This window comes from Desulfomicrobium orale DSM 12838, assembly GCF_001553625.1.
Taxonomy (GTDB): domain Bacteria; phylum Desulfobacterota; class Desulfovibrionia; order Desulfovibrionales; family Desulfomicrobiaceae; genus Desulfomicrobium; species Desulfomicrobium orale.
Genome location: NZ_CP014230.1, coordinates 2,138,504 through 2,164,166, shown reverse-complemented (window position 1 = coordinate 2,164,166; position 25,663 = coordinate 2,138,504). Strand labels below are relative to the sequence as shown.

Genomic DNA, 25,663 nt, shown 5'->3' with positions numbered 1-25,663 from the left:
CACGGACAGGAATTTTACAGAATATGAACTTTCCGGCCCTCCCGGCCGGATGCATTTCAGTTGAGGGAAGCGATGCGTCACATGCTTTTTTTGTGTTTTCTGGCCGTGGCTCTGCCCGTCCACGCGGAACAGATACGGGTGGAATGCCCCTCGGCGGTAGGTATCGGCCTGCCGTTTCATGTCCGGGTGGAGGCCGACACGCCCATGGACAGGCTGCGGGTGGAGTGGGCGGACAGAAAAATGACCATCCCCGGTAACGGCGAAACCCGTGTGGATTTTCTGCTGGGTACGGACGTGCTCAAGTCCAGGCCCGGTATATACCGGCTGCGCGTGACCCGGCCGGGTTCAGCATCTTTGTCGGCGGAGTCCGTTATCACCGTCGAGGACCGGGATTTTCCCGAGCAGCGTCTGACCGTGGCCAAAAACATGGCCACGCCGCCGCCCGCCGCCCAGGAGCGCATAGCACGGGAGCACAAGCAGATCCGCAAGGTGCTGGGCGCTGTTTCCGAAGTGAACCATCTGGTTTTGCCCCTGGCCCGGCCTGTGCCCGGAGACGTGACCAGCGCCTATGGTCTGCGGCGGTTTTTCAACGGACAGCCGCGTAATCCGCACCGGGGCCTAGATCTGCGCGCCGCCGAAGGCGATCCGGTGCTTTCGGCGGCTCCGGGCCGGGTTGTGCTGGCGGCGGATCACTATTATGCGGGGCGCTGTGTGTATGTGGATCACGGCCTGGGCGTGCACACCATGTACATGCATCTGAGTGAAATCCTGGTCCGGGAAGGCGATATGGTCGAGGCGGGCCAGCTTATCGGCAAGGTGGGCATGACCGGCCGGGTGACCGGGCCGCATCTGCATTTCGGCCTGAGCATTCTCGATCTGTCCGTGGACCCGTCGTCTCTTTTTTTCCAGGCGGAACAGTGAGGGCCGTTCGGGCCCGGTTTCAACATTCACGGAAGGTGAAGGCATGGCCAATTCGCCGCAGACTTTTGAAAAACGTCTGGAACGGGTCAGGGAAATCGTGGCCTTGCTGGAGGCAGGGGACGTGCCTCTGGAAGAGGGCGTCAGGCTTTTTCAGGAAGGCGTGCGTCTGTCCGGAGAATGCGCTCTGGAACTGAAGCAGGCCAGAATCATTGTCGAAAACGCCGGAAACACGCCGGAGGAAAATGCATGACTCCCCAGGAAATGAAAGCGGAACTGCGCACTCTGGGCGCCAGGATCGAAGCCGGGCTGGGCGCGATCTTCACCGACGGCCGCACTCCGGCGCCCCTGGTCGAATCCATGAAATACTCTCTCATGGCCGGGGGCAAGCGCCTGCGGCCCGTGCTGTGTCTGGTCTGGACGGAGCTGTCCGGCGGCAGCATGGACGCGGCCTTTGATTTCGCCTGCGCCATCGAGTGCATCCACACCTATTCCCTCATTCACGACGATCTGCCGGCCATGGACAACGACGATCTGCGCCGGGGCAAGCCATCCAATCACAAACAGTTCGACGAGGCCACGGCCATTCTGGCCGGAGACGGTCTGCTGACGGAAGCCTTTACCCTGGCCGCGTCCGTGAACCTGCCCGCCGACAGGGTGCTCAAAGCCCTGCATCACCTCTCCGTGGCCGCCGGGCCGAGAGGCATGGTCGGCGGACAGATGCTGGATATGAAACTGACGGGCCAGGCCGCCGACCTGGAACGGATGCGGGAAATGCACGCCAAAAAAACGGGGGCCATGATCGAGTCCTCCTGCGTCACCGGAGCCATTCTGGGCGGCGGGGACAGCCGTGTGCAGGCTCTGGCCTCGGCCTATGGCCGGGCCGTGGGACTTGCTTTCCAGATCACGGACGACATTCTGGACGTGGTCGGCGACGAGGCCCAGCTGGGCAAGCCCGTGGGCAGCGACGAGGCCCAGGGCAAATCGACATATCCAGCTCTGCTCGGCATCGAGCGAAGCCGCGCCCTGGCCCGGGAAAGCGTGGATCAGGCCATGGCGGCCCTGAGCGGTTTTTCCCATCCGCGGGCCGGTTTTCTGCGGGCCGTGGCCCGGTATATCCTGGACCGGGCGAACTAGACGCGCCCGCCGTGCCGCGTTTTCCTTTCAGGCGCGGAACCGAAAATCCGCGTCCCGGAAAGCCGCCGGGCATCCGGCCGGGACGCCATGTGGAGTATTGATGACTTCTTGGAATCTGCCGGAACTTTTTCCCATGCTGGCCGCTCTCGGACATCCGGCGGATGTGCAGGGAATGGACGAGAAGGAGCTGACCCGTCTCGGCGAAGAAATCCGGCGCATGATCATCCAGACTGTATCAACCACGGGCGGACACCTGGCTCCTTCTCTGGGCGTGGTGGAACTGACTCTGGCGCTTCTTCACGTATTCAATCCGGAAGAGGACCGCATTGTCTGGGACGTGGGGCATCAGTCCTACGCCTACAAGCTGCTCACGGGCCGCCTGGAGCGGTTTCACACTCTGCGGCAGATGGACGGCATCAGCGGGTTTCCCCGCCCGGCCGAAAGCCCGTACGACCATTTCGGGGTGGGGCATTCCTCCACATCCATTTCCGCGGCTCTGGGCATGGCGGCGGCCAGGGATCTGCAGGGCGGAAAGCACAAGGTGGTGGCCATCATCGGCGACGGCTCCATGACGGCGGGACTGGCCTACGAAGGTCTCAACCAGGCCGGAGGATTGGGCAAGGACCTCATCGTGGTGCTGAACGACAACGCCATGTCCATCTCACGAAACGTCGGGGCGCTGTCTTCCTTTCTGAGCCGCAAGCTGTCCAGACGCTGGGTGCAGCGCTTCAAGCGGGAGGCCGAATCCATCATGCGGCAGATCCCGCGCATCGGCGACGATATCGCCGAGTACGCCCGCCGCAGCGAGGATTCGCTCAAGACCTTCTTCACGCCGGGCATGCTCTTCGAGGCCTTCCGTTTCACCTATGTCGGCCCCCTGAACGGACACGACACCCGCATGATGACCAACGTCTTCCGGCAGGTCCACGAACTGGAAGGGCCGGTGCTCGTGCATGTCCTGACCAAGAAGGGCAAGGGGTACGAGCCCGCCGAAAACAATCCGGTACATTTTCACGGCGTGGGGTGTTTCGAGCCGGAGACCGGCGCGGCCAAAAAATTTCCGGCCTGTTCGCTGCCGAGCTATACCGATGTTTTCGGCAGCACCCTGTGTCAGCTGGCTGAAAGAGATGAGAAAATCGTGGCCATCACCGCCGCCATGCCCGAAGGCACGGGGCTCAAACGCTTTGCGGAACGTTTTCCCGACCGCTTTTTCGACGTGGGCATCTGCGAGCAGCATGCCGTGACCTTCGCCGGAGGCCTGGCTTCCCGGGGGATGAAGCCTCTGGTGGCCATCTATTCCACCTTCATGCAGCGCTCCTACGACCAGATCGTGCACGATGTCTGCCTGCAGAATCTGAACGTGACCCTGTGTCTGGACCGCTGCGGTCTGGTGGGCGAGGACGGGGCCACGCATCATGGAGTGTTCGACCTGTCCTACCTGCGCCACATTCCCAATCTGACGGTCATGGCGCCGCGCAACGAGCCGGAGCTGCAACACATGCTGGCCACGGCTCTGGCCCACAACGGCCCTGTGGCTCTGCGCTACCCGCGCGGTCTGGGCGAGGGCGCGGCCCTGGCCGAAGAACCGCGTATTCTGCCTCTGGGCCGGGGCGAACTGCTGCGCGAGGGAGCCGATGGCGTGATCGTGGCTCTGGGGAGCCGGGTCAATCCGGCTCTGGAAGCGGCCCAGTGCTTTTATGAAGAAACGGGCCGGTCCGTGGCCGTGTTCGACGCCCGTTTCGTGAAACCCCTGCCGCAGGATCAGCTGGCGGAACTGGCGGCCGGTCAGCCATTCATGCTGACGGTGGAAGAAAACATTCTGGCCGGAGGGTTCGGCTCCGCCGTGCTGGAATGTCTGGCCGATAAGGGCGTTTTGGGCTCTCTGCGTTTCAGGCGTCTGGGGATTCCCGACAGATTCGTGGAGCATGGCAGCCAGAACGCCCTGCGGGCCAGTCTGGGTCTGGACAGGGACGGAATCATCCGGGTGCTGCGCGAACTGGCAGGCGGAACCGAAGGGCCGGGCGAAGCATGAGGAAGATTCTCAGCCTGATCTGCCTGCTGCTTCTGTTGCCCGCCGCGGTGCCGGCTCAGGATGCGGCGCTGACCGTGGACCAGGCGAGGCGGCTCATGGAGGAAAATGCGGACAATCCCCGCTTCGTCATTCTGGATGTCCGGGCGAGGGAGCTGTTCGAGGAAGGGCATATCGAAGGCGCGGTGCACATGAACTACTACGCCACCAACTTCAAGCGTCTGGTTTCGCGGCTGGACCGCGACGCCACCATTCTCATCTATTGCCAGCGGGGCAGGCAGGGCCCCATGGCCCGCCGTGTGATGGAACAACTGCGCTTCACGGATCTGCATGTCCTGCTTCTCCTGCTTCCACTGCTGGCCCTTCTGTCTCCGGCCGGATCTCTTCCCGGAACTCCGGCCTGACATGGAAATGCGCCGTCTCCGGTCTTTCCCGCGAAGTGCATGGATGACCGCACGAAATCTCCGGCAGCTCAGGCCGGAATATCTGGCCGTCCATCCGGTCTGGAAGGTGTCATGCCCCGTCTAGCTCTTGTGTTGCTGCTGCTTCTGTTCGCCTGTTCCGATCAGGAAAGCGCCGTCCGGGTGGACATGACCAAGGTGGAAAACATTCCGCCGCCCGGACGGAGCGAGGCCGTGACCTACGCCTATCTGCCGCAGTATTCCCACGCCGTATCCTTCGAGCGCCACCGCCGCCTGGTGGAGTATCTGCGCCGGGCCACGGGGCTTAAAATCCGCCAGGTTTTTCCCGGCACTTTCGCCGAGCATATCAGCATGGTCGAGCGCGGGGAAATCGACATCTCCTTCACCAACCCCTTCGTCTATATTTCTCTGGAGAAGTTCGGCTCCAGAGCCTTCGCCAGAGCCGTGGAACCCGAGTCCGGAGCGGATTTTTCCGGCCAGATCATCGTCCGCGCGGACAATACGGCCATCAGGACCCTGGAAGACTGCAGGGGCAAACGGCTCATCGCCGTGGATCAGGATTCGGCGGGCGGCTATCTCTATCCCCTGGGACTCTTCGCCGAGCACGGCATCTCGCGTTCGGATTTCCGGAAGATAGCCTTTGCCTCGGGTCCCGGCGGCAAGCAGGAAAACGTGGTGTTGGCCGTGTATGCCGGAGTTTATGACGTGGGCACCATCCGCAAGGGGACCCTGAAGATCGTCCGGGACAAGATCGACCTCGAACAGATCCGCGTACTGGCGGAAACGCGCCCGTATCCCGGCTGGCTCTACTCCGCGCACAAGGACCTCGACCCGGCGGTGGTGGAAAGCGTCAGAAGGGCGCTGCTCGCTCTTGATCCGCAGCGGGAAGAGGATGCCGGCATTCTGGAGGCTGCGGGCATGGTCCGGGTCATCGAGAGCAGGGAAGGGGACTACCATCCGGTACGGGAGCTGGTTGACCGTCTCGACCTGCACGGGAACACGCCGTGAAGCGCATCTTAAACCGTCTGAAGTTTGAAACCAAACTCAACCTCGGCATCATCGCCATTGTGGGCGGCATGGCGCTGGTGCTTTTGCCCGTGGTGGCCCGCATGACCTCCACCGCTTTGCTGGACGAGAGCAAGATGCGCGGCGCGGCCCTGGCCGAAAGTCTTGCCGCGCGGGTGGTGGAGCCGCTGCTGGCCGGGGATCATCTGCGGCTGCGCTCCATGCTCGGCGAAACGGGAGACGTGGTGTACCTCTTCGTGCTGGATGCCGACGGCCGCGTGACCGGACATTCCTTCTCCAGAGGATTTCCGGTGGATCTGATCCGGGCCAATGCCGTGGCCGACGACCAGCGGGTGCACATCCAGCTGCTCCACACGGGGGCAATCTATATCTACGATTTCGCCGCACCGGTGATCGTGGCCGGGGAGCGTATCGGCACAGTGCGGGCCGGACTTTCCCGGTCGCGCATTTCCGCGGCCACCCGCCAGCTTGTTTCGGCCATTGCCATTTTGTTCGGAGGCGCTCTTTTTGCGGCCATGGGCCTGGGCGGCTTCTTCGCCCGCACCGTGACCCGCAGGCTGGCCCGGCTCGGCAAACGCGCCGAGGAACTGGCAAGCGGAAAATCTTCTCTCGCGGAAGATGATCCGGATCGAATGAAACCGGAAGCACCCGCCGATCCGCGCGTCTGGGGCAGGGCGGTGTTTTCCGGTCCGGGCGATGAAATTCAGGAGCTTTCCGAAACTTTTGATTTTATGGAGCGCCGTCTGCGCGCATATGTGGACGGCCTGAGGGAAGCGCGAGCCAGTCTGTCCAGTCAGAAGCGCCTTTTGTCCACGGTTCTGGACATGAACCCTGATCTCATTTCTCTGGTGGACGCGGATATGGTCTATCAGACGGCCAATCTGGCCTTTGCCCGCAGCGTGGGGCGCGGGGTGGAGGAGTTGCGGGGAGCCGATGACCGGTCGCTTTTTTCCGCGGAAACGGCCACACGGCGGGTACGGGAGGCCCGGGAAGTGCTGGAGTCGGGAGAGCGGATGGACGGTCAGGAGCGCTCCGACGATGGCCGGAAGTGGTTTCATGTGGTCAGAATTCCCGTTTACGATGAGGCCGGACGTGCGGCCGGACTTCTGCGCATGGAGCGGGATATCACGGAGATCAAGGCCTACGAGCAGCAGCTCATTCAGGCCCAGAAGATGGAATCCATCGGCAAGCTGGCCGGCGGCGTGGCTCACGAAATCAATACGCCGCTGGGTATCATCCTGGGCTACGCGCAGCTTCTGGGGGAGGATGCTCCGGCCGGCAGTCAGCTTCGGGGCGATCTGGGCATCATCGAACGGCAGGCCAAAGTCTGCCGCAAGATTGTGGCCGATCTGCTGGGCTTTTCCCGGCAGACTGAATCGGAAAAGCGCGAGATGTGCTTCAACAATTCCGTCATGGAGGCCGCAAGCCTGGTCTGGCACACCTTCGCCCTGGACCGGGTACAGATCGTGCCCCATCTGGATGACTCCTTTCCCATCATCTACGGCGACCCGGAGAAGCTGAAGCAGGTCTGGCTCAATCTGCTGACCAACGCCCGCGACGCCATGGCCGGGGAGCAGGGCGGCGTCATTGTCGTGAGCACCCGGCTGAAGACGGCTCAGGGCATTGTCACGCTCTTTCTTGCGGACAACGGACCCGGCATCGATGCGGCGGACATGAAGCAGATTTTCGATCCGTTTTTCACCACCAAGCCGGTGGGGCAGGGGACTGGGCTCGGGCTGGCCGTGTCTTTTGGCATCGTCGAGGATCACATGGGTGAAATCCGGGTGGAAAGCCCGCTGCCCAAAGGTATCCGGGATTTGTTTCCGGAAGATGCGGTTGTGGAAACCGGCACGCTGTTCATTGTGGATATTCCGCTGGACCACTGTGATCTGCCGTGAAGGTTGCGCAAGGAAGAAAATCTTCAGGTTTTCCTTGAGAAAATATGCCGGATTTCCCGGCAATGTAAATGGAGGGTTTATGCGTCACTGGCTGCTGAAAACAGAACCCGGATGTTTTTCCATCGACGATCTGGCTGCCGCGCCGAACCAGACAACCTGCTGGGACGGAGTACGCAATTACCAGGCCCGGAATTTCATGCGCGATATGCGCCTGAACGACCTGGCTCTGTTCTACCACAGCGTGACGGACCCCGGCGTGGCCGGAGTGGCGAGAATCGTGCGGGAAAGCTACCCGGACCACACGGCCTGGGACCCCGCGGACGGCCACTACGATGTCCGGTCCACTCCGGAAAAACCGCTCTGGTTCATGGTGGATGTACAGTTTGTGGAAAAATTCGACACGCAGATTCCGCTCAAGGTCCTGCGCAGCATCAAGGGGCTGGAGAAGATGGAACTGCTGCGCAAGGGCTCGCGCCTGTCCGTCATGCCCGTTTCGGAACAGGAATTTTCCATCATCATGAGGCTGGCCGGCACGCTGGAGTAGCGGTCACCTGTAACTCTCTCACGGGGAAATGCCGGTTTCGGCCTTTACAAGCCTTCCGCAAAAGGCGTAACCGGCACCACAACAAGCTGGGGGAGCCCGCAGGGGCTGAGAGGGGAGTGCATCCCGACCCTTTGAACCTGACGCAGTTCATACTACCGGAGGGAAGCTGACTCGCCACTCGACTCCACGAACCGCGCCACCGGCGCGGTTTTTTTATCACCTTTGTTCATGGAGACGCACATATGCTTGTCACGGTCAACGGCAGGGAACAGGAAATTGCCGCCCAAACCCTGCACAGCCTGATTTTGTCCCTGGACCTCGACCCGTCCGTGGTCGTGGCGGAACTGAACGGCTCGGTCATTCCGGGTGCGGAATTTACGGCCACTACCCTGCACGACGGCGATACACTGGAGCTTCTGAGTTTTGTCGGCGGGGGATGACGCTTTGGCCCGGCCGGAGGCGAGCATTTTACGATTTTTACGCCAAACAAAAAGGAATTTCCCATGGAGAACGATATTTTTGAACTGGGCGGCAAGCGTCTGACCAGCCGCCTGCTCATCGGCACGGGAAAATACGGAGACGACGCCCTCATCCCCGAGGTCTGCGCGGCTTCGGGTTCCCAGATCATCACCGTGGCCCTGCGCCGGGTGGACATGGACAAAAAAGCCGACAACGTCATGCGCCACATCCCCGGTCATATGACCCTGCTTCCCAACACCTCCGGGGCGCGCAACGCCGAAGAGGCCGTACGTATCGCCCGGCTGGCCAGAGCCATGGGCTGCGGCGACTGGATCAAAATAGAGGTCATCTCCGACAGCCGCTATCTGCTGCCCGACGGCTATGAAACGGCCAGGGCCACAGAAATCCTGGCCAAGGAAGGTTTCGTGGTTCTGCCGTACATGAATCCGGACCTCTATGTGGCCCGCTCCCTGGCCAGTGCGGGAGCCGCCGCCGTCATGCCTCTGGGCGCGCCCATCGGCACCAATCGCGGTCTCCGGACCGAGGAGATGATCCGTATCCTCATCGAGGAAATGGAGCTGCCCGTCATCGTAGATGCGGGTATCGGAACGCCGAGTCAGGCCTGCCAGGCAATGGAAATGGGCGCAGCGGCCTGCCTGGTGAACACGGCCATCGCCACGGCAGCCGATCCTGTCGTCATGGCCCGGGCCTTCGGCCGGGCCGTCTCCGCCGGACGGGAAGCCTGTCTGGCCGGGCTTGGCTCCGTGGCCGCCCACGCCCGGGCATCTTCACCTCTGACCGGCTTTCTGGGCGAAACAGGAGGTGCGGCATGAGTTTCCGTTCTGTTGTCGAGGAACTGTCGGCCGAACCCCTGGAGGAGCGGCTTGCCGCCGCCACGGGACACGACGTGGAACGTGCCCTGCGGCAGGAGCATGTCAGTCCCGGGGATTTTCTGTCCCTGCTGTCCCCGGCGGCCGGCGGCGGATATCTGGAAAGCATGGCCGCCCGCGCCCACGATCTGACCCTGCGCCATTTCGGCCGCACTGTGAGCCTGTTCACGCCCCTTTACGTCTCCAACCACTGTGCCAACCATTGCCGCTACTGCGGATTCGCGGCCAAGAACCATATCGGCCGCAGCATGCTGACCCTGGACGAAGTCCGGGCCGAAGGCGAGGCCATCGCCAGAACCGGCCTGAAGCAGATCCTGCTGCTCACCGGTGAAGCTCCGCACAAGGCGGGCGTGGAATATCTGGCGGAATGCGCGCGAATCCTGCGCCCGCTTTTTCCATCCATCGCCGTGGAAGTCTTCCCCATGAAAACGGAAGACTACAGACGGCTCATCCAGATCGGAGTAGACGGCCTGACGGTGTTTCAGGAAACCTACGACCCGGTTCTGTACGCGGATCTGCATCCGGCCGGCCCCAAACGCGACTATGCCTTCCGTCTGGACACGCCTCAGCGTGCGGCCGAAGCGGGCATGCGTATCGTCAATATCGGCGCGCTGCTGGGTCTGGCCGACTGGCGGCGGGAAATCTATCTCACCGGCATGCATGCGGACTGGCTGCTCAAACGCTACCCGGATGTGGACGTGGCCGTGTCCCTGCCTCGCATGCGTCCGCACGCCGGAAGCTTCCAGCCGTCCTGCGTGGTTTCGGACCGCGACTTGGTCCAGGCCATGACCGCTCTGCGGATTTTCCTGCCGCGTCTGTCCGTGACCATCTCCACCAGAGAGGCTCCGGACTTCCGGGACAACATCCTGCCTCTGGGCGTGACCCGCATGTCCGCCGGAGTGAGCACCGCTGTGGGCGGCCACGCCAAGCCCGGCGATACGGGACAGTTCGAGATATCCGATGGCCGCAGCGTGGATGAGGTCTGCCGCATGCTCCGGGCCAGAGGATACCAGCCCGTGTTCAAGGATTGGGAGCCCTTGGAGGCCACGGCGTGAACGCCTTCCGGCAGGGACTGCGGCGCTATCTGGGAGCCGGATGGCCGGAATTCGCGGCAGGCGTGCGTGTGGGTGTCATCGGCGCGGGGGGGCTTGGCTCCAACTGCGCCGCTCATCTGGTACGCTCCGGATTTTCGCGGCTGGTGCTGGCCGATCCGGACACGGTGGACGCCTCCAATCTGAACCGGCAGTTCTACAGGCTGGACCAGATCGGGCTCCTCAAGGTGGAGGCCCTGCGCGACAATCTGCTGGCCATTGATCCCGACGCCGATATCGCCGTTCATGCTCTGGCCGTGGACGCCACGAACATGCGGGAGTTATTCGGCTCCTGTCAGGCGGTAGTGGAAGCCGTGGACCTGCCGGACGTGAAAAAACTGATCATGGAAACCCTTGTTCCCACCGGCTGTCTGGTGGTGGGCGCTTCGGGCATGGGCGGCGCGGGACTGGCCGGAACCATGCGGCCGCGCGCTCTCGGCCCCAATTGTGTGGTGGTGGGTGACCACTCCACAGCCTGTTCCGCCGCCACGCCGCCTCTTTCGCCCGGCGTGGGCATGGCTGCGGCCATGCAGGCAGACGTGGTGCTGCATCATTTTCTGAATCGATTTCAGGAGGCGTTATGATTTCCGGACGCGAACTGGTTGTGCGTTTCATCCGGCAGGGCGGCCTTTACGGGTTGACCGCCGAAAAATTTTCTCTGGGCCGATCCAACGAGGAGGTCGTCCGGGCCATGCTGGATGCGGGTGTCCGGCTGGTTCAATACCGGGAGAAAACCAAAAAGATGGGCAAAAAGCTGGAGGAATGTCTGAGCCTGCGCGAACTGACCCGCAAGGCCGGAGCTGCTTTCATCATCAATGATGACATCGATCTGGCCATGCTGGTGGAAGCCGACGGCGTGCATGTGGGGCAGGAGGATCTGCCTGTGGCGGCCGTGCGCCGGCTGGTGGGCGAAAACATGGCCATCGGTCTGTCCACTCACGCCCCGGAAGAAGCCCGCGCCGCCAAAAAGGCCGGGGCCGATTATATCGGCGTGGGCCCCATTTTCGCCACTCAGACCAAGGACGATGTCTGTGCGCCGGTGGGGCTCGGTTATCTGGATTTCGTGGTCCGGGAGATGGATATGCCCTTCGTGGCCATCGGGGGCATCAAGGAACATAATCTGAGGGATGTGGCCGCCCACGGCGCGTGCTGCTTCGCCTTGGTCACGGAAATCGTGGAAGCTCCGGACATCCAGGATCGCGTGCGGCGGCTGCATGCGGCTATCCGAGATACTTCAGGACGATGATGTACACGCCGAATACTGGGAGGAAAAGCAATGAAAAAGCCTCACGTGCTGCTGTTCAATAGCTATGCGGACTGGGAAATCGGACATATCCTACCGGAACTGCGCAGATTGGGTGGGCACGAAACCGTCAGTGTCGGTTTTGATAATGTGCCGGTGACTTCAATGGGTGGACTGAAAGTCACCCCGGACAAGACATTGAACGAGATTGATCTGGACGAGGTACTCATTTTCATCATCCCTGGAGGATACATGTGAGAGCAAGGGTACCCCGAGTGGGAACAAGGGTACCCCGAGTGGGAACAAGGGTACCCCGAGTGGGAACAAGGGTACCCCGAGAAGGAAATAAATCAGATCCTCCTGCAACTGAACGAGAAAAATATTCTCATTGCGGCAGTATACGCTGCCACAACTGTCCTGAAAAAAGCAGGACTTCTGAAAAATAGAGAACACACAAGCAATTCTCTCAACTATATCAAAAAGATGGTGCATCATTACGAGAGTGAGAAAGATTATATCGACTCTCCAGCCGTCATAGGAGAGAATATCATCACCGCAAGCGGACTGGTCTCTGTCGATTTCACCATGCAGATATTGCAAAAACTCGATATATCGACACAGAAAATGCGGGAAATATGGTATGATGCCTTCAAGAAAGGGATATATCCGGACGACCTGGAGCACTCTGCATAGTTTTCGCTTTACTAAATGACAGCACCTTAGTTTACAAAGTAAAGTTTACATAATTTTCATTATGAATCTTTTGGCGGAGGCACTTTTCTCAGGGTGATCCGCTTTTTTGTGCGGTTTTCCAAGGGCGGAGACACTTTTCAGGGTGGTCCGCCTTTTTTTGTGCGGTTTTCCAAGGGCTGTCCGCCAGAAAAAAATTTCGGACAGCGTGAGAACAGGCCAGAAAGTGTGATGAAATATCAAGAAATTGCAAATGGATGGCGAAAAAACAGTCAACCCGCCGGGCTCAGTCCGGCCAAGGCGAAACGCTCTGAGCGTCTCTGCGGCGTGGTGGCCGCGGACTGATGATGCCAGCCGCATTCTATAACGCGAACAGGAATACCTATAGATTAGCCTGAAAAAAGCAAAAGCTCCTTGGCCTGCAACCTCGGAGCTTAAGCAGAGCGGTGATTTCCGCCCTTAAAACAAAAGGACGGTTTCACCATAGCCATCCGGCTACAGTCCGTCAAGTTTTTTTGACCTGGATTCTGTTTTTACATGCTTTTTTCTGGCAGAAAACAAAAGGACTTAGATATGGAGACTTTTGTTCCCCAAGGAAAATTGCGTGGAATGATTATGCCAGATTACATTGAATCAAAAAATCTCTGCGTTGAAGCCCGCTATCTGTATGCGGTGCTTTGCGATTATGCCCGCGACAAGGATCACTGCTGGCCGTCACAACGTACCCTCGCCAGAAGGATCGGATGCAGCATTGCAAGTTTGAAAAAGTATCTGCGGCAGCTCGTAGCCGAAAAACTGATCTGGATTGAACATGCCCTTCGAGGATGCAAATACTATCTACTAAATCCCGTTCAGACCGTTAAAAAAATTTCACAAAAGGTATCAAAATTTGATGGATACCCGTCAAATTTTGATACCGAATCTAATCTTAATAATAAGAAAGAAAATACTCCCCCTCCCCTCCCCCACTCTTCTTCATTGGCGTCAAAGACACAGGAAGGGAAATTCTCGCTGTCTGAATCAAAGACAGCGTTTACTCAAATCTGGGCGCTCTACCCGAAACATGAATGCGAAACTCGCGCGCGAAATGTCTGGAACAAACTCTGGCGGCAAAAAAAGCTTCCGGAATTGTCTGTCATCCTGTCGGCGATTCAGCGCCAGAAGCGAGAGAACCAAAGCTGGCAGCGAGAAAATGGGCGTTTTGTGCCATTGCTGCACAACTGGCTAAAAGATGGGCGATGGACTGATATGACTCCTATTCAGAAGGCTACTGAAGATGCTTATCGCCAAATGGCCATAGAGTATAAAAAACGCCAAAAAGAAAGAACTGATCTACAGTTATCAGTTTCTAGAATACAAGATGAAGAGTTTAATGTTTTTGCAAACCGATTAGAATTAAAAGATAACGTACGTAGAGCTGCTTATGCAATAATTTGTTATGCTAGACAGCGTGGGATTAACATTGATCTTAAAACATATAACATAAATTCTTGCAATATACTATCATGGTTGCGCCGGAATGTGGGGTTGTAAATGGATAAAAGGAAAAGGCTTACGAGAAATTTAGGTAGAGTGGAGTTTATAGAGAATAAAGAGTTCATAGAAATGATGATCAAAAAAGGATATCCTTTGAAATATATATATGAAGTCCTTGCTGAAGAAGGTAAATTCACTATGGCATATACTACATTTATAGCAATATGTAGAAAGATAAAACGTGGTGAATTAAAATTAGGTGAATAATCATGAAAACACTCCAGCTGGCAATGTGCCACACCGCCGACATTCTGAGCCGGATCAAAAAGCTCCAGGTGGAACTTGAGGGCGGTGCGCAGGAATGCGGCGGAATACGCAAGCAGTTGTTCATCAACGCCAAAATGAAATCTGGAAAGTCTATGAGCATACTTGATGAAGTCAGAAAAGACCTGCTGCGAATCAACAGTATTTTGCAGAACTACGAGAAGAAAAGGAAAGCTGAAGATGCTCAAAAATGAACCGTTGCTTGAAATTGATGAGTCTACCCGCAAACGGAACTTGGCATCATTAGAACGGAATTGCGGCCAACAGTTACTTGATCTGCTCCGCGATCCGCAGACCATCGAAATCATGCTGAATCCGGACGGTCAGCTCTGGCATGAACGCCTGGGCGAACCAATGAAAGTGGTCGGACAGATGCCCCGGCACAAGGCCGAAGCAATGTTCCGCAGCGTGGCGGCTTGTCTCAACAAGGTCGTGACGTGGGACAGCCCGCAGCTTGACGGTGAATTTCCGCTCGACGGCTCCCGCTTCTCAGGCGCTCTGCCGCCCATTGTCTCGGCTCCGACATTTGCCCTGCGCAAACGCGCCTCCAGCGTGTTCACGCTGGACCAATACGTGACCGCCGGAACCATGACCCAAAATCAGTGCGACATCCTCAAAGCTGCTGTGGCTGATCACAAGAACATCCTGGTGGCGGGCGGCACAAGTTCCGGAAAAACCACGCTGACCAATGCTCTGATCGCCCAGATCGCCGAGGCATGCCCGGAGGAAAGACTGATCATCATTGAGGACACCGGCGAAATCCAGTGCACGGCCCGCAATGTCGTGTTCTTTCACACCTCGGCCACGGTCTCCATGACGCTGCTTCTCAAACAATCCCTGCGGCTGCGCCCGAACAGAATTTTTGTGGGCGAAGTCCGGGACCATGCAGCTCTGGACCTGCTCGACGCCTGGAACACAGGGCATGAGGGCGGCATTGCGACCGTTCACGCCAACAGCGCTGCCCTGGCGTTATCCAGACTGCGCGGACTCATCATGCGTAACGAATTTGCGCCACGTGACGTTGAAGATGTGATCAGTGAGGCAGTGCATCATGTCGTATACATCGAAAAATATCAGGACAAGCGGAGAGTAAAGGAAATCATCGCGGTCAAAGGATACACGGATTCCGGATATATTTTAGAAAACATAGCCTGATTTTTTCAACTTTTTTGGAGGGAACATGAAAAGTCTTCTTACAATGATTGCAGTTTTCATCTTTGTGGCCACTTTGCTTCCGGAAAATGCATTTGCTTCGGCTGGTAGCGGCGGCGGATTGCCTTATGAATCCTGGCTGACGAATCTTCGTCAGTCATTTACCGGTCCAGTTGCATTTACATTCGGCATCATTGGTATTGTCGTTGCGGGTGGAGTGCTGATCTTTGGCGGTGACCTGAACGGTTTTACCCGCTCAATCCTTTTGCTTGTGCTTGTCATGGCGCTCCTGATCGCCGCGAATAATATCATGAGCAATCTGTTCGGCCAGGGTGCGGTTATCCCTGAGGATGCAGCCACAATCATCACAGGGGACCAGTCATGAACACGGCGCCTTTTCACCGCGCATTGATCCGTCCCCTGCTGCTCATGGGCTGCGACCGCGAATTGCTTATGTTCTCGGGGCTGATTGCCTTTGCCCTGGCTGCACAGGGTCAGACATTCATGTCACTGGCTTATGCCGTGGTGCTCTGGTTTTTGTCTCTCTTCCTGCTGCGCTTGGCGGCAAAGGCTGATCCGTTCATGCGTGATGTCTACCTGCGCCACCGGCGCTACGCGAAGTATTATCCACCGCGCTCAACGCCGTACCGCATAAATCTGCGGGAGTACTGATTGTGAATGACCTTTTGTTGATCCTGCCCGCTGGCGTTGCCGTGCTTGTGCTGGTCCTGATCCTGATTGCATCGGACGGCCTGGGATTGCGCAAGATAAAAGCAAAGTCACTGCGGCAGTACAAATCCAAGGGACCGGGAGTCGCGGACCTGCTTAACTATGCCGCGGTCATCGAGGACGGCATAATAGTCTGCAAAAGTGGCGCATTCATGGCATCCTGGCTGTATTCCGGCGACGATCTGGCCAACGCCACGGAAGAGGAATGCGACCAGATAGCGGGTATCCTGAACACCGCCCTGACCGCTCTGGGCAGCGGATGGATGATCCACGTAGACGCCATCCGCCGCGCCGCGCCGAGCTATATCGGCAAAGGTCTGTCACACTTTCCGGACCGGGTAAGCGCGGCCATCGACGAGGAGCGCCGCAGATACTTTGAGGGTCTGGATACCATGTACGAAGGTTTCTACGTCTTGACCGTGACCTGGTATCCTCCATTGTTGGTCCAGCAGAAATTTGTGGACCTGATGTTTGACGACGAATCCGGCCAGATCACACCGGAGGGATATCACAGCAAGCTGCTGGAGCAGTTCCGCCGGGACATTTCGACGCTGGAATCACGGCTCTCCTCTGTTTTCCATCTGCAACGCCTGCGCGGACAGGAACATATATCTGAAGACGGCCAGCTTCTCATTTATGATGACTTTCTCGCCTACCTCCAGTTCTGCGTCACAGGCATTTCACAACCCATGCAACTGCCGCCTTTCCCCGTCCATCTGGACGCGGTGCTGGGCGGGCAGGAACTGTTTGGCGGCGTCGTGCCCCGGATCGGGCGCAAACTCATCCAGACGGTCTCCATTGACGGATTCCCGCTGGAATCCTGCCCCGGCATCCTGACGGCGCTTACCAATCTGGATGTGGCCTACCGCTGGTCCAACCGCTTCATCTTCCTCGACCAGCATGAGGCTATCGGCGCTATCAATAAATATCACCGCAAATGGCGGCAGAAACAGCGAGGCATCATTGACGTGGTGCTGCGCACGAACAAGCCGCCGGATCAGGATGCTATGGAGATGACCGTGGACGCTGAAGCGGCCATGACCGAGGTCAAGGGCGGCCTGATTTCCGCCGGGTATTATACCAGCACGGTAGTGCTCATGGACGAAGACCGGGAAGTTCTGGATGACGCCGCGCAAAAAGTTCAGAAACTGCTTTTTAATCTGGGCTTCGCGGCACGCATCGAGACCATCAACACGATGGAGGCTTGGATGGGCTCGCTGCCGGGGCACGGGGAAGAAAACGTGCGCCGTCCGCTCATCAACACCCTGAATCTCGCCCACCTGCTGCCCACATCGAGCATCTGGACCGGGGACGATTACTGCCCCTGCCCGATGTATCCTCCGGACTCGCCCGCTCTTCTTTATGGCGTTGCGGCCGGCCGGACACCTTTTCGGCTGAATCTGCATGTCCGGGACCTGGGGCACACCATTATTCTCGGTCCCACCGGGTCGGGCAAATCCACGGCGCTGGCCACTCTGGCCGCGCAGTTCCGCCGGTACAAGGGCATGACCATCTTTGCCTTTGACAAAGGCATGAGCCTGTACCCGCTGACTTCTGCCTGCGGAGGCCGTCATTTTATCGTGGAAACTGGTAGCGGCCTCAATTTCTGCCCGCTTCAGTTCCTGGCTACGCCGGAAGACATTGCCTGGGCGCAGGACTGGATCGAGAGCGTCCTGGGCGTCAATGGTGTGTCCGTTGACCCGGCTCAACGCAATGAAATCCAGTCAGCACTTAAGAGCATGGCCATGACCGGCGGCCAGACGCTGACGGACTTTGTGGCGGCCGTGCAGGATGAGCGGATAAGACAGGCGCTCAAGCCCTACACAATCGAAGGTGCAATGGGTGAGCTGCTGGATGCAGCTCAAGACGGCCTGACTGTATCCACAGAAGAAGCCGCGTTTTTTACGTTCGAGGTTTCGACCTTGCTTGGCATGGGTGAAAAGTGGGTGCTCCCGGTGCTGCTGTATCTGTTCCGCCGCATCGAGCGCAGTCTGAAGGGCCAGCCCGCCATCATCATTCTGGATGAAGCCTGGATTCTGCTTGGGCATCCGGTTTTCAAGGACAAGGTGCGGGAATGGTTCAAGGTGCTGCGTAAAAACAACTGCGCCCTGATCATGGCCACTCAAAGCATTTCCGACGCCCTGAACTCCGGCATCTTCGACGTGATTATGGAGTCCACAGCCAGCAAGATTTATCTGCCGAACGCTCAGGCACGCACAGAAGAAACTGCTGCTACGTACCGCAAGATGGGCCTGAACAAGCAACAGATCGAAATCATCGCAGGGGCCATCCCAAAATCAGACTACTATTTTGTATCCGAGCGCGGAGCCAGGCTTTTTTCCTTCGCCCTCGGTCCGCTGACGCTGGCGATTACCGGGGCTTCAGACGCAGACACCGTGCAGCACATCCAGGCTCTTGCCCGCAAGCATGGCCCTGCCTGGGTTGATCGCTATCTCGCAGACAAGGGCTTGAGCTTGGAGGAATTTGCATGAACCTGTTCAAAAAGAAAAATAATCAGGCGGAGGCGGAATCTCCGTACCTGAACGCGCGGCGGGTCTGGAACGCCCATGAAGGGGAGCTGCTGGTCTCGCGCAAGCTCTGGCAGATCGTTGCCCTGTTGGCTCTGATTATCGCCCTGAGCGCTGTCTCCGGACTGATTTACATCGGCCAGCAGCCTAAATTCATTCCTTACATCGTGGAAGTAGACAAACTCGGTGAGGCCGTGGGTGTCGGCATCGCGGCCAGAGCGCCGGTGATTGATGACCGCGTTCTGAGGGCCATGCTGGCGTCTTTCGTTGCGGATGCCCGCATGGTCACGCCGGATGTGGCAGTCCAGCGCAAGGCAGTGTTCCGCGTCTATGCCCTGTTGAACCAGGGCGATCCGGCTTTCCTCAAAATGAATGAACACATGAACGGAGATGATGAGCGCAACCCGTTCAAGCGGGCCGCCAAGGAAATGGTCTCTGTCCAGATCGTGTCTGTGCTGCCGCAATCAGCAGAGACTTGGCTGGTGGACTGGGTGGAAGAGATTCGGGACAGGCAGGGAGCCTTCCTGCGCCGCGACAATATGCGTGCGCTGCTCAATATCTATATCGCTCCGTCGTCTCCCAAAACGACAGAGGAGCAGATTTTACGGAACCCGCTGGGCCTCTTTGTCAAAGACTACAGCTGGACTCGAAAAATGTAGGAGCCACCATGAAGAAAATACTCATACTACTGTGCATTTTAGGCCTGGCTGGCTGCGCCACCCTGCGGAAGACATCCGGCAACCTGGTGTCTCAGGACACCCTTTCCGCCGCATATCCCGGAGATGCGGCAATCATGGCGGAAATGGCCGCTGACGAGCTGGTCCGTTTGTATCCTCCGGCACAGGTGCCGCTTGAACTGGTCCTGGTGGATGGCGCGTTCGGGCAGGCGCTTGACGAGGTGCTACGGGCCAAGGGCTTTGCTGTCGGTCCCAAGAGGGACGCGGTGCGTATCGCGTACATCGTCAATCCCTTGAGCGATGAACCGGGCACAGGTTTTGCCCAGGTCCGCGCATCCACCGGAGAGGTTTTCGCGTTCCGGAAGGCGCTCCGATGATCGTCGCAATCCCCTCTACAGCGGGTCATGCAGTGATATTTTTTCTTCTGTCGTTATCCTCCGTCGCGCAGGCGGCGGAAGTGGACCTGTTCGCCGCACCCTGCGAAAAATACAAGGTGTCCTCCAGGCTCGCGCGAGCCATCGCCAAGACAGAAAGCAATCTGCATCCCTGGGCCGTGAACGTGGCTGGCCGCGCTTACTATCCGGACAGCGCCGAAGCGGCGCTGCGGATCATTGCTGACGCCAAAGAGAAGGGCCTCTCTCATGACATCGGCCTGATGCAGATCAACAGCCGGTGGCTGACACAACTTGGCATCAGCCCGGAAACCGCCCTGGTTCCGGCCAACAATGTGACCCTGGGCGTCTATATCCTGGCTCTCGAAATAAGACGGCATGGCTACAACTGGAAAGCCGTGGGCGCGTATCACTCGCCCACTCCCGCCAGACAGATGGCCTATGCCCGCAAAGTCAACACAATTTACCAGCAATACCGCCGCCTGACCGTGGCCCGATATTGAGGAGAAAGTTAATGAAACGCATTATCTTTGCCGCCCTGCTGCTTGCCATTTCCGCCCCGGCTTTGGCTGCTCCGCCCGAGTTGCCGCCTCTCGACATCGAGGAGACGTTTTTTTCGCCGGAGACCGGCGGAAAAACCATAACGCTGTCAAAAGACGAGCGAGATTCTCTGGCCCTGATCCAGAAATGGAAGTCCGGACAGAGCGTGGCCCCGACGCAGGCCACGGACGGGACCATGCGCTATCTGTTCGGCGCACAGTATCCGTCTATTGTTTGCGCGGTAATGCAGATCACAGACGTTGAATTGGAAACCGGCGAAGCCATCCAGTCCATTCATCTCGGCGACACGGCCCGCTGGTCCGTGGAACCAGCGGTCACAGGCTCCGGGGCCGGAGAAATCCAGCACCTTGTAATCAAACCGCTGGATACCGGCCTGAAAACTTCTCTTTTGGTTACGACTGACCGCCGTACCTACCATCTTCAGCTAAAGAGTCACCGCACGGATTACATGCCCCGCGTGACCTTCATCTATCCCAATGCGGTTCTGGGCAAATTTCAGGCGATGCGTGAACAGGCGCAGAACAAGCGCCAGGAACGTGTCCTGCCGGAGTCCGGCGAGTACCTGGGCGACCTTGATTTTGACTACGAGATTGACGGGAAAGATCCCCGCCCGGTGCGCGTGTACAATGACGGCCGTAAAACCATCATCCAGATGCCCGCCAGCATGGAGCACGGCGAGGCCCCTACTCTGCTCATTTTGGACGGCAAGGAAGAGGTCCTCGCCAACTACCGCCTCCAAGGCGACCGCTACATTGTGGACACGGTGTTTGACTCGGCCAAGCTTATCGCGGGCGTAGGCAAAAAGCAGAAAAAGGTGGTCATTACCCGCGTAAACAGGAGCAAGTGATGGACTTCCGAGAGCTTTTTCAGGTCAAGAAGAAAAAGGACGAGGACCTGAGCGCGAGCACTGTACCCGGCGTCCGCAGGCTCAATAACGTACCGATTCTGATCTGCGCCGTGGCGGTCGCCATATTCGTCATGATCGTTTTCAAAATCATGCATGACCGCGCAAACGAGCAGGCCGCCGAAAAAAAGCAGAGCGAAACTAGGGCCGCAGATGGCGCGGCGCAGTATGCCGCCGCAGTCACAAATCCGTGGGCCGATCAGACAATCATAGCGGCCGAAACTCATCCGCCTTTCCAGATGCCGGAAATGTCCGAAGAGTCCAGGTCGGCTGACGAGCCCAAACCCAAGATTTTTATCCCGCCGCAGTTCCAGGCGATGAATATGAGTATCCCGGCCCCGCCGAAAGTTGACTGGATGGAGCAGCATCGGGAGCGCATCAGGCAGCAGCGCCTGGCGGCGCTCTCATCGGCTGTCACGAATCCGACAGCGGCCAAAGATGCTGCGGATACAGGCAGCCGATCCCGGCTCTCACCGGGCGGCGATCCTGTGGCGGACTATCTGAACAAGGTCCAGCAGATTCAACAGGGCGTCACCGGTACTCCTCCAGCCGGAGGACTGGCCGCTGGCCGGACTGATTCGGCCAGCTCTGTAAACTCTTTTGAACGGACAGGCTGGTATCTGGACTCCTCGATGCAGGACCCGCTTACTCCGTATAGCCTGCAAGCCGGGTTCGTGATCCCGGCGATCATGCTTTCCGGCATCAATTCCGAGCTGCCGGGGCAAGTGATGGCCCAGGTCAGCCGCAATGTCTATGACACGCCGACCGGGCGCTATCTGCTCATTCCGCAAGGCTCCCGGCTCATCGGGGCATACAACTCCGGCATTCAGTACGGCCAAAGCCGCATTCTCATGGCGTGGCAGCGCATTGTCTTCCCGGATGGCCGGACCCTCGATCTCGGTGCCATGCCGGGCGCTGATCAGGCCGGGTATGCTGGTTTCCGCGACCAGGTAAACAATCATTATTTCCGTCTGTTCACCTCCGCCGTCTTACTTTCTGGCGTCATTGCTGGCGTGGAGCTGAGCCAGAACAAAGACAGTAAAGGCAGCAACACGGACACCAGCGACAGTCAGCGGGCTTCCGATGCGCTTTCCGAGGCCCTGGGGCAAAGTCTTGGCCAAGCGCTGGCAGAGCTTTTCCGGAAAAATCTGTCCATCGCTCCGACCCTGGAAATTCGGCCCGGCTATCGGTTTAATGTCATGGTTACGCAAGATATAACTTTTGAAGAAGCATATACGCCAAAAATAAAATATTAGGAGGAATCATGAAAGCTGTCAGGTCATCTATTTGTGTTTTTGTTTTGTGCTTTTCTCTGATTTTTCCGGCAAGTATTGTCCGGGCAGGAGGAATCCCTGTCATTGACGTTGCGGCAATCGCCCAGGCGATCATGCAGTATATGAAACAGATTGAAGACTTGGCGGAGCAGGTACGGCATTATCAGATGCTCGTAAAACAATATGAAGACATGGCGATGAACAGCGCTCAGCCAGCACTGTATATATGGTCCCAAGTAGAAAACACAATGGAAGACATTACAAATCTTCAGGCTGAATTAGACAGATACTCGAAAATGGGCAGCGCCGCATGGCTCCAGCATCTTAAAAACTATGGAAATCTGAACGGGTACAGAGGGCATAAATTCTGGACCACAGGCAGTCAGGAAGATTTCAGAGACTTGCTGGAAGAGGAAGTGGTCTGGTCGAACACTCAACACGAAGCCAATCTGGGATTGGCCGCCGTGCTGGGTGACCAGAAGGCGTCTCTGGATGCGTCAGCAGACAGACTCCGCAAACTGCAAAGCGCAGCCGCAGCCGCGAAGGGACGCTTGCAGGCCATCCAGTACACCAATCAGCTACTGGCCCAGCAGGCCAATCAGTTGCTGGAAATGCGGGCGATGATGGCCGCCCAGGCAGCGGCAGAAAATGCCCGCGCTATGGCTGTTGTGGCCAAGGAAGCGCGGGAACGGGCGGCATGGGAGAAATTGACAGAATCGCGGTATGTCAAGTCGCCGGAACAGCCAATGATAGATTTCTGAGCTTGAAGAGTCTCAATTTTTATGGCCGCGGAAGAGTTTATTGGTCAGTTCGTCGGAACGCTTGTTGTTTTCAGCGCGCTTTTGTTTCGTAATCTTTTCGAGATACTCTATTTCCTGCTCCAGCTCGACAGCCCGCGCTTCGGCCTTGGCCGCGCGTTCTTCTGTCAGGGCAAGTTGCTGCTGAGCAACAGCGAGGCGATTTTCCAGATCGTTGTTGCAGGCAGGAAGGGCCAGAAGAAGTAAAATGGATACATATGCATATTTCATTGTTTAACCCCACATACACTGGCGAACTCTTTTGCAACTTTCTTGCGATGTTCAAGATCCTTGACAATGTTTTCTGCTTTTATAGCTCGCTGTTCCGCGAGTTCCAATTTATGTTCTGTTTCAGCAATCTGCTTTGCTAATTCTTCATGACTATTGCAACCTACAACACCAAGGAATCCTGTCATGGACAGAATAAGTAAAACCATACCGATATTTCTTTTCATAATTTTCCTCCTTTTGATTTCTGTGGATGCTTTTGCAGAACTTACAAATGACAGCATTCTTGAATCCGTTGTGGTAAAGTATAAAAGCGCTGCCGAGGGATGGAAGGACTACATGATGGATCGTGCACGGTGGCTCTTCTTTGTACTTGGTATTATTAGCATGATATGGACGTTTGGGCAACTACTATTTCATCGGTCGTCACTTGCAGAGTATGCCGGAGAACTGATCAGGTTTTGCATATTTTTTGGATTTTACTTATGGTTACTTGAAAATGGGCCAAAGTTTGCTGGAGATATTATTAATTCATTCACTGCTATCGGCGCCGGTGCAAGCAAGCAGAACATAACTGGACTCTCAAGCGTCGTTGATGTTGGATTTGAAGTATTTGAAAAAGCACGACAGGGTATGTCATATAGCAATCCAACAGGGAGCCTTGGTCTTTTGCTTATCGGTGCTGGTGTTCTGATTATAATATCTTTGATAGCAGTAAATATGCTTATACTTTATTGTTCCGGATGGATACTTTGCTATGCTGGGATCATATATCTCGGTCTGGGTGGGTGCAAATGGACATCTGATATGGCCATAAATTACTTCAAGACTGTTCTTGGTGTTGCCGCGAGCTTGATGACCACAATCCTGCTCATTGGCATTGCCAAAGGCATTTTAATGGACCAAGTGAGTAAAATCTCTACTGAGGCAAATTTGACGGAATTTGCCGTCATCCTTGTCTCCGCTATCACCCTTTTGTTCCTCACCAACAAAGTCCCGGCAATGGTATCTGGTATCATCACCGGCGCAAGTATCGGCGCTGCCAGTGGTGCTGCCGCCTTTGGTGGCGGTTTTGTCGGTGCGGCTGTCGGCTCCTCGTTTTCTAACGTCGCCGGGGGAGCGTCCAGCTTTGCCACAGGGCTGGCGGCTACGGGGGCCGTTGCCGCCGGTGGCTATGCCAAGAGTGCCGCTCAATCCGTTTTTGGCAAATTGGCTGGCAGCGGAGGCAAATCCCAAGGTCTCGATACCAGCAAAATTGGCGGCAAACCAACGGGTTCAACTCCTGTTTAAGCAAGGAATAACAAGGAAGTAAAGCCATGAAAAACGTCATCACCAATACTCTTGTTATTGCTGTCATACTATTGGCCATTGTTGCCGTGTCATTGGCCGGAACCGAGAACGGGACGGAAGAAAAAAATGCCACCAGGGAGTGGATACTCAAACATCTGGAAGGCGTCCCATTGCCTTCGACGGTGGATAAAGAAGCCTTGATCCGGGAAATGGCCGCCGCTCTGGAAAATATGGACCTTCAGGCTCAGATGAACGCCTTGGAGTCCAGAGGCAGGCACATCAAAAGGGATTTCATGGATGAAAACGCCACGAACCAGACTCATTGGATTCAGCAGCAACTGGAGTCCTCCGGGGCGGTGCTGCCTCCGGGCATGAGCCAGGAGCAGCTACAGGGACATATTGCGGGCCTGGGCGCTGGCGGTGATATGCTGACCGGTGACGAAAAACTGGCCTGCGAGGCTATCCTTTGCCTGTCCAGTTCCACTCGGCCGTCGGAATGCAATCCGTCACTGGAGCGCTATTTTGGCATCCGCAAACTTAAGTGGTCGGATACGGTCCGGGCACGGGCCAATTTTCTGGATCTTTGCCCACTGGATGAGATGGACGGCAACACGAAATCCACTTGGTTGCGGGCGCTGGCCAGAGGTGCTGGCGTATGCTCGGCGGCAGACCTGAACGCCCGTGGCCGCTGGGTGGAAATAACCCGGCGCGTGCCAAGGTCACAGTGCCCGTGCATGCTCGTGAAGGAGTATGATTACAAATATCTGAAGCCGATCGAGGGCGACACCTGGACGATCACGTGCCGCTACGAAACCGGGGATAAGCCTTGGGAGGACTGGTGTGTGCTGGAAATCCGCTACTGGGAAGTGAACGAAACGCCTCCGGACTACTGCGAGGCGTACTGGGGACATGATTATATTTTCATCGACCGGCCGCGTCTGATCCGTGGCAGCGAGCCGTGGCATACCAAGTGGGTGGACTGAC

The 25,663-nt window shown here is 57.3% G+C and carries 30 protein-coding genes, 1 other RNA gene, 1 pseudogene and 1 riboswitch; of the genes and pseudogenes, 30 read left to right on the top strand and 2 right to left on the bottom strand.

Annotated features, from left to right (window positions below):
* Positions 1 to 72: 72 nt before the first annotated feature.
* The 28 genes and pseudogenes from AXF15_RS10105 to trbJ all read left to right on the top strand — a co-directional run bounded on the left by AXF15_RS10105 (position 73) and on the right by trbJ (position 23,125).
* Positions 73 to 921 carry a M23 family metallopeptidase gene (locus tag AXF15_RS10105; protein WP_083517987.1) on the top strand — a complete coding sequence of 283 codons (849 nt, stop codon included), beginning with the start codon at positions 73 to 75 and terminating at the stop codon, positions 919 to 921.
* A 43-nt stretch (positions 922 to 964) separates the two neighbouring features.
* The gene (xseB, locus tag AXF15_RS10100; RefSeq protein WP_066606871.1) at positions 965 to 1,171 is read left to right on the top strand and encodes an exodeoxyribonuclease VII small subunit; all 207 of its coding nucleotides are present in this window, start codon (positions 965 to 967) and stop codon (positions 1,169 to 1,171) included.
* Positions 1,168 to 2,055, top strand: a complete 888-nt coding sequence (locus AXF15_RS10095) for a polyprenyl synthetase family protein (RefSeq protein ID WP_066606869.1) — start codon at positions 1,168 to 1,170, stop codon at positions 2,053 to 2,055. Before xseB ends, AXF15_RS10095 begins: the two co-directional genes overlap by 4 nt.
* A 100-nt stretch (positions 2,056 to 2,155) precedes the next feature.
* Complete coding sequence (gene dxs / locus AXF15_RS10090) at positions 2,156 to 4,087, top strand: 1-deoxy-D-xylulose-5-phosphate synthase (protein WP_066606866.1); 1,932 nt, start codon at positions 2,156 to 2,158, stop codon at positions 4,085 to 4,087.
* The gene (locus tag AXF15_RS10085) at positions 4,084 to 4,488 is read left to right on the top strand and encodes a rhodanese-like domain-containing protein (RefSeq protein ID WP_066606863.1); all 405 of its coding nucleotides are present in this window, start codon (positions 4,084 to 4,086) and stop codon (positions 4,486 to 4,488) included. The genes dxs and AXF15_RS10085 overlap by 4 nt, the downstream gene beginning before the upstream one ends.
* Before the next feature lie 111 nt (positions 4,489 to 4,599).
* Entirely contained in the window at positions 4,600 to 5,514 is a 915-nt protein-coding gene (locus AXF15_RS10080) for a phosphate/phosphite/phosphonate ABC transporter substrate-binding protein (RefSeq protein WP_066608916.1), read from the top strand.
* The gene (locus tag AXF15_RS10075) at positions 5,511 to 7,430 is read left to right on the top strand and encodes an ATP-binding protein (RefSeq protein WP_066606860.1); all 1,920 of its coding nucleotides are present in this window, start codon (positions 5,511 to 5,513) and stop codon (positions 7,428 to 7,430) included. The genes AXF15_RS10080 and AXF15_RS10075 overlap by 4 nt, the downstream gene beginning before the upstream one ends.
* A 79-nt stretch (positions 7,431 to 7,509) precedes the next feature.
* The gene (locus AXF15_RS10070) at positions 7,510 to 7,974 is read left to right on the top strand and encodes an EVE domain-containing protein (protein WP_066606857.1); all 465 of its coding nucleotides are present in this window, start codon (positions 7,510 to 7,512) and stop codon (positions 7,972 to 7,974) included.
* 78 nt (positions 7,975 to 8,052) lie between these two features.
* Positions 8,053 to 8,155, top strand: a riboswitch (TPP riboswitch).
* Positions 8,156 to 8,216: 61 nt separating this feature from the next.
* Entirely contained in the window at positions 8,217 to 8,414 is a 198-nt protein-coding gene (thiS, locus tag AXF15_RS10065) for a sulfur carrier protein ThiS (protein ID WP_066606855.1), read from the top strand.
* A gap of 63 nt (positions 8,415 to 8,477) precedes the next feature.
* Complete coding sequence (locus AXF15_RS10060) at positions 8,478 to 9,266, top strand: thiazole synthase (protein WP_066606853.1); 789 nt, start codon at positions 8,478 to 8,480, stop codon at positions 9,264 to 9,266.
* Positions 9,263 to 10,378, top strand: coding sequence for a 2-iminoacetate synthase ThiH (gene thiH / locus AXF15_RS10055; RefSeq protein WP_066606851.1), 1,116 nt, complete (start codon positions 9,263 to 9,265; stop codon positions 10,376 to 10,378). The genes AXF15_RS10060 and thiH overlap by 4 nt, the downstream gene beginning before the upstream one ends.
* Positions 10,375 to 10,998 (top strand): sulfur carrier protein ThiS adenylyltransferase ThiF, encoded by a 624-nt coding sequence (gene thiF, locus AXF15_RS10050; protein ID WP_066606848.1) that lies wholly within the window; start codon positions 10,375 to 10,377, stop codon positions 10,996 to 10,998. The genes thiH and thiF overlap by 4 nt, the downstream gene beginning before the upstream one ends.
* Positions 10,995 to 11,660, top strand: coding sequence for a thiamine phosphate synthase (thiE, locus tag AXF15_RS10045; RefSeq protein ID WP_066606845.1), 666 nt, complete (start codon positions 10,995 to 10,997; stop codon positions 11,658 to 11,660). Before thiF ends, thiE begins: the two co-directional genes overlap by 4 nt.
* 30 nt (positions 11,661 to 11,690) lie before the next feature.
* A pseudogene (locus AXF15_RS13605) lies at positions 11,691 to 12,350 on the top strand (DJ-1/PfpI family protein).
* A 295-nt stretch (positions 12,351 to 12,645) separates the two neighbouring features.
* Positions 12,646 to 12,707, top strand: an RNA gene (locus tag AXF15_RS10025) — hammerhead ribozyme type II.
* 213 nt (positions 12,708 to 12,920) lie between these two features.
* The gene (locus tag AXF15_RS13600; RefSeq protein WP_169793646.1) at positions 12,921 to 13,880 is read left to right on the top strand and encodes a helix-turn-helix domain-containing protein; all 960 of its coding nucleotides are present in this window, start codon (positions 12,921 to 12,923) and stop codon (positions 13,878 to 13,880) included.
* The gene (locus AXF15_RS10020) at positions 13,881 to 14,090 is read left to right on the top strand and encodes a TraK family protein (protein ID WP_066606833.1); all 210 of its coding nucleotides are present in this window, start codon (positions 13,881 to 13,883) and stop codon (positions 14,088 to 14,090) included.
* Positions 14,091 to 14,092: 2 nt separating this feature from the next.
* Complete coding sequence (locus AXF15_RS10015; protein ID WP_066606825.1) at positions 14,093 to 14,341, top strand: hypothetical protein; 249 nt, start codon at positions 14,093 to 14,095, stop codon at positions 14,339 to 14,341.
* Positions 14,256 to 15,302 carry a P-type conjugative transfer ATPase TrbB gene (gene trbB, locus AXF15_RS10010; RefSeq protein ID WP_236884768.1) on the top strand — a complete coding sequence of 349 codons (1,047 nt, stop codon included), beginning with the start codon at positions 14,256 to 14,258 and terminating at the stop codon, positions 15,300 to 15,302. The genes AXF15_RS10015 and trbB overlap by 86 nt, the downstream gene beginning before the upstream one ends.
* A gap of 25 nt (positions 15,303 to 15,327) precedes the next feature.
* Positions 15,328 to 15,684 carry a TrbC/VirB2 family protein gene (locus AXF15_RS10005; RefSeq protein WP_066606822.1) on the top strand — a complete coding sequence of 119 codons (357 nt, stop codon included), beginning with the start codon at positions 15,328 to 15,330 and terminating at the stop codon, positions 15,682 to 15,684.
* A complete protein-coding gene (gene trbD / locus AXF15_RS10000) occupies positions 15,681 to 15,971 on the top strand; it encodes a conjugal transfer protein TrbD (protein WP_066606820.1) in 291 nt (96 codons plus the stop codon). Before AXF15_RS10005 ends, trbD begins: the two co-directional genes overlap by 4 nt.
* A 2-nt stretch (positions 15,972 to 15,973) precedes the next feature.
* Positions 15,974 to 18,520: a VirB4 family type IV secretion/conjugal transfer ATPase gene (locus AXF15_RS09995; RefSeq protein ID WP_083517984.1), complete on the top strand. Its 2,547-nt coding sequence runs from the start codon at positions 15,974 to 15,976 to the stop codon at positions 18,518 to 18,520.
* Entirely contained in the window at positions 18,517 to 19,215 is a 699-nt protein-coding gene (locus AXF15_RS09990) for a VirB8/TrbF family protein (protein WP_066606817.1), read from the top strand. The genes AXF15_RS09995 and AXF15_RS09990 overlap by 4 nt, the downstream gene beginning before the upstream one ends.
* An 8-nt stretch (positions 19,216 to 19,223) precedes the next feature.
* A complete protein-coding gene (locus tag AXF15_RS09985) occupies positions 19,224 to 19,610 on the top strand; it encodes a hypothetical protein (RefSeq protein WP_066606816.1) in 387 nt (128 codons plus the stop codon).
* Complete coding sequence (locus tag AXF15_RS09980) at positions 19,607 to 20,128, top strand: lytic transglycosylase domain-containing protein (protein ID WP_066606813.1); 522 nt, start codon at positions 19,607 to 19,609, stop codon at positions 20,126 to 20,128. Before AXF15_RS09985 ends, AXF15_RS09980 begins: the two co-directional genes overlap by 4 nt.
* Before the next feature lie 11 nt (positions 20,129 to 20,139).
* Positions 20,140 to 21,033 (top strand): P-type conjugative transfer protein TrbG, encoded by an 894-nt coding sequence (trbG, locus tag AXF15_RS09975; protein ID WP_066606811.1) that lies wholly within the window; start codon positions 20,140 to 20,142, stop codon positions 21,031 to 21,033.
* Positions 21,033 to 22,346, top strand: a complete 1,314-nt coding sequence (locus AXF15_RS09970) for a TrbI/VirB10 family protein (RefSeq protein ID WP_066606808.1) — start codon at positions 21,033 to 21,035, stop codon at positions 22,344 to 22,346. The genes trbG and AXF15_RS09970 overlap by 1 nt, the downstream gene beginning before the upstream one ends.
* 8 nt (positions 22,347 to 22,354) lie before the next feature.
* Positions 22,355 to 23,125, top strand: a complete 771-nt coding sequence (gene trbJ, locus AXF15_RS09965) for a P-type conjugative transfer protein TrbJ (RefSeq protein ID WP_066606806.1) — start codon at positions 22,355 to 22,357, stop codon at positions 23,123 to 23,125.
* A 12-nt stretch (positions 23,126 to 23,137) separates the two neighbouring features.
* Here trbJ and AXF15_RS09960 read toward each other — a convergent pair whose 3' ends face one another.
* Both AXF15_RS09960 and AXF15_RS14070 read right to left on the bottom strand, forming a co-directional pair.
* Entirely contained in the window at positions 23,138 to 23,392 is a 255-nt protein-coding gene (locus tag AXF15_RS09960; RefSeq protein WP_066606804.1) for a hypothetical protein, read from the bottom strand.
* Entirely contained in the window at positions 23,389 to 23,616 is a 228-nt protein-coding gene (locus AXF15_RS14070) for a hypothetical protein (RefSeq protein ID WP_151192350.1), read from the bottom strand. The genes AXF15_RS09960 and AXF15_RS14070 overlap by 4 nt, the downstream gene beginning before the upstream one ends.
* Here AXF15_RS14070 and trbL point away from each other — a divergent pair.
* Positions 23,576 to 24,679 (top strand): P-type conjugative transfer protein TrbL, encoded by a 1,104-nt coding sequence (gene trbL, locus AXF15_RS09955; protein WP_066606796.1) that lies wholly within the window; start codon positions 23,576 to 23,578, stop codon positions 24,677 to 24,679. The two genes, AXF15_RS14070 and trbL, sit on opposite strands and share 41 nt — an antisense overlap.
* 26 nt (positions 24,680 to 24,705) lie before the next feature.
* On the top strand, positions 24,706 to 25,662 hold the full coding sequence (locus AXF15_RS14065; RefSeq protein ID WP_066606794.1) for a TrbM/KikA/MpfK family conjugal transfer protein: 957 nt from the start codon (positions 24,706 to 24,708) through the stop codon (positions 25,660 to 25,662).
* The last annotated feature ends 1 nt before the right edge of the window (position 25,663 follow it).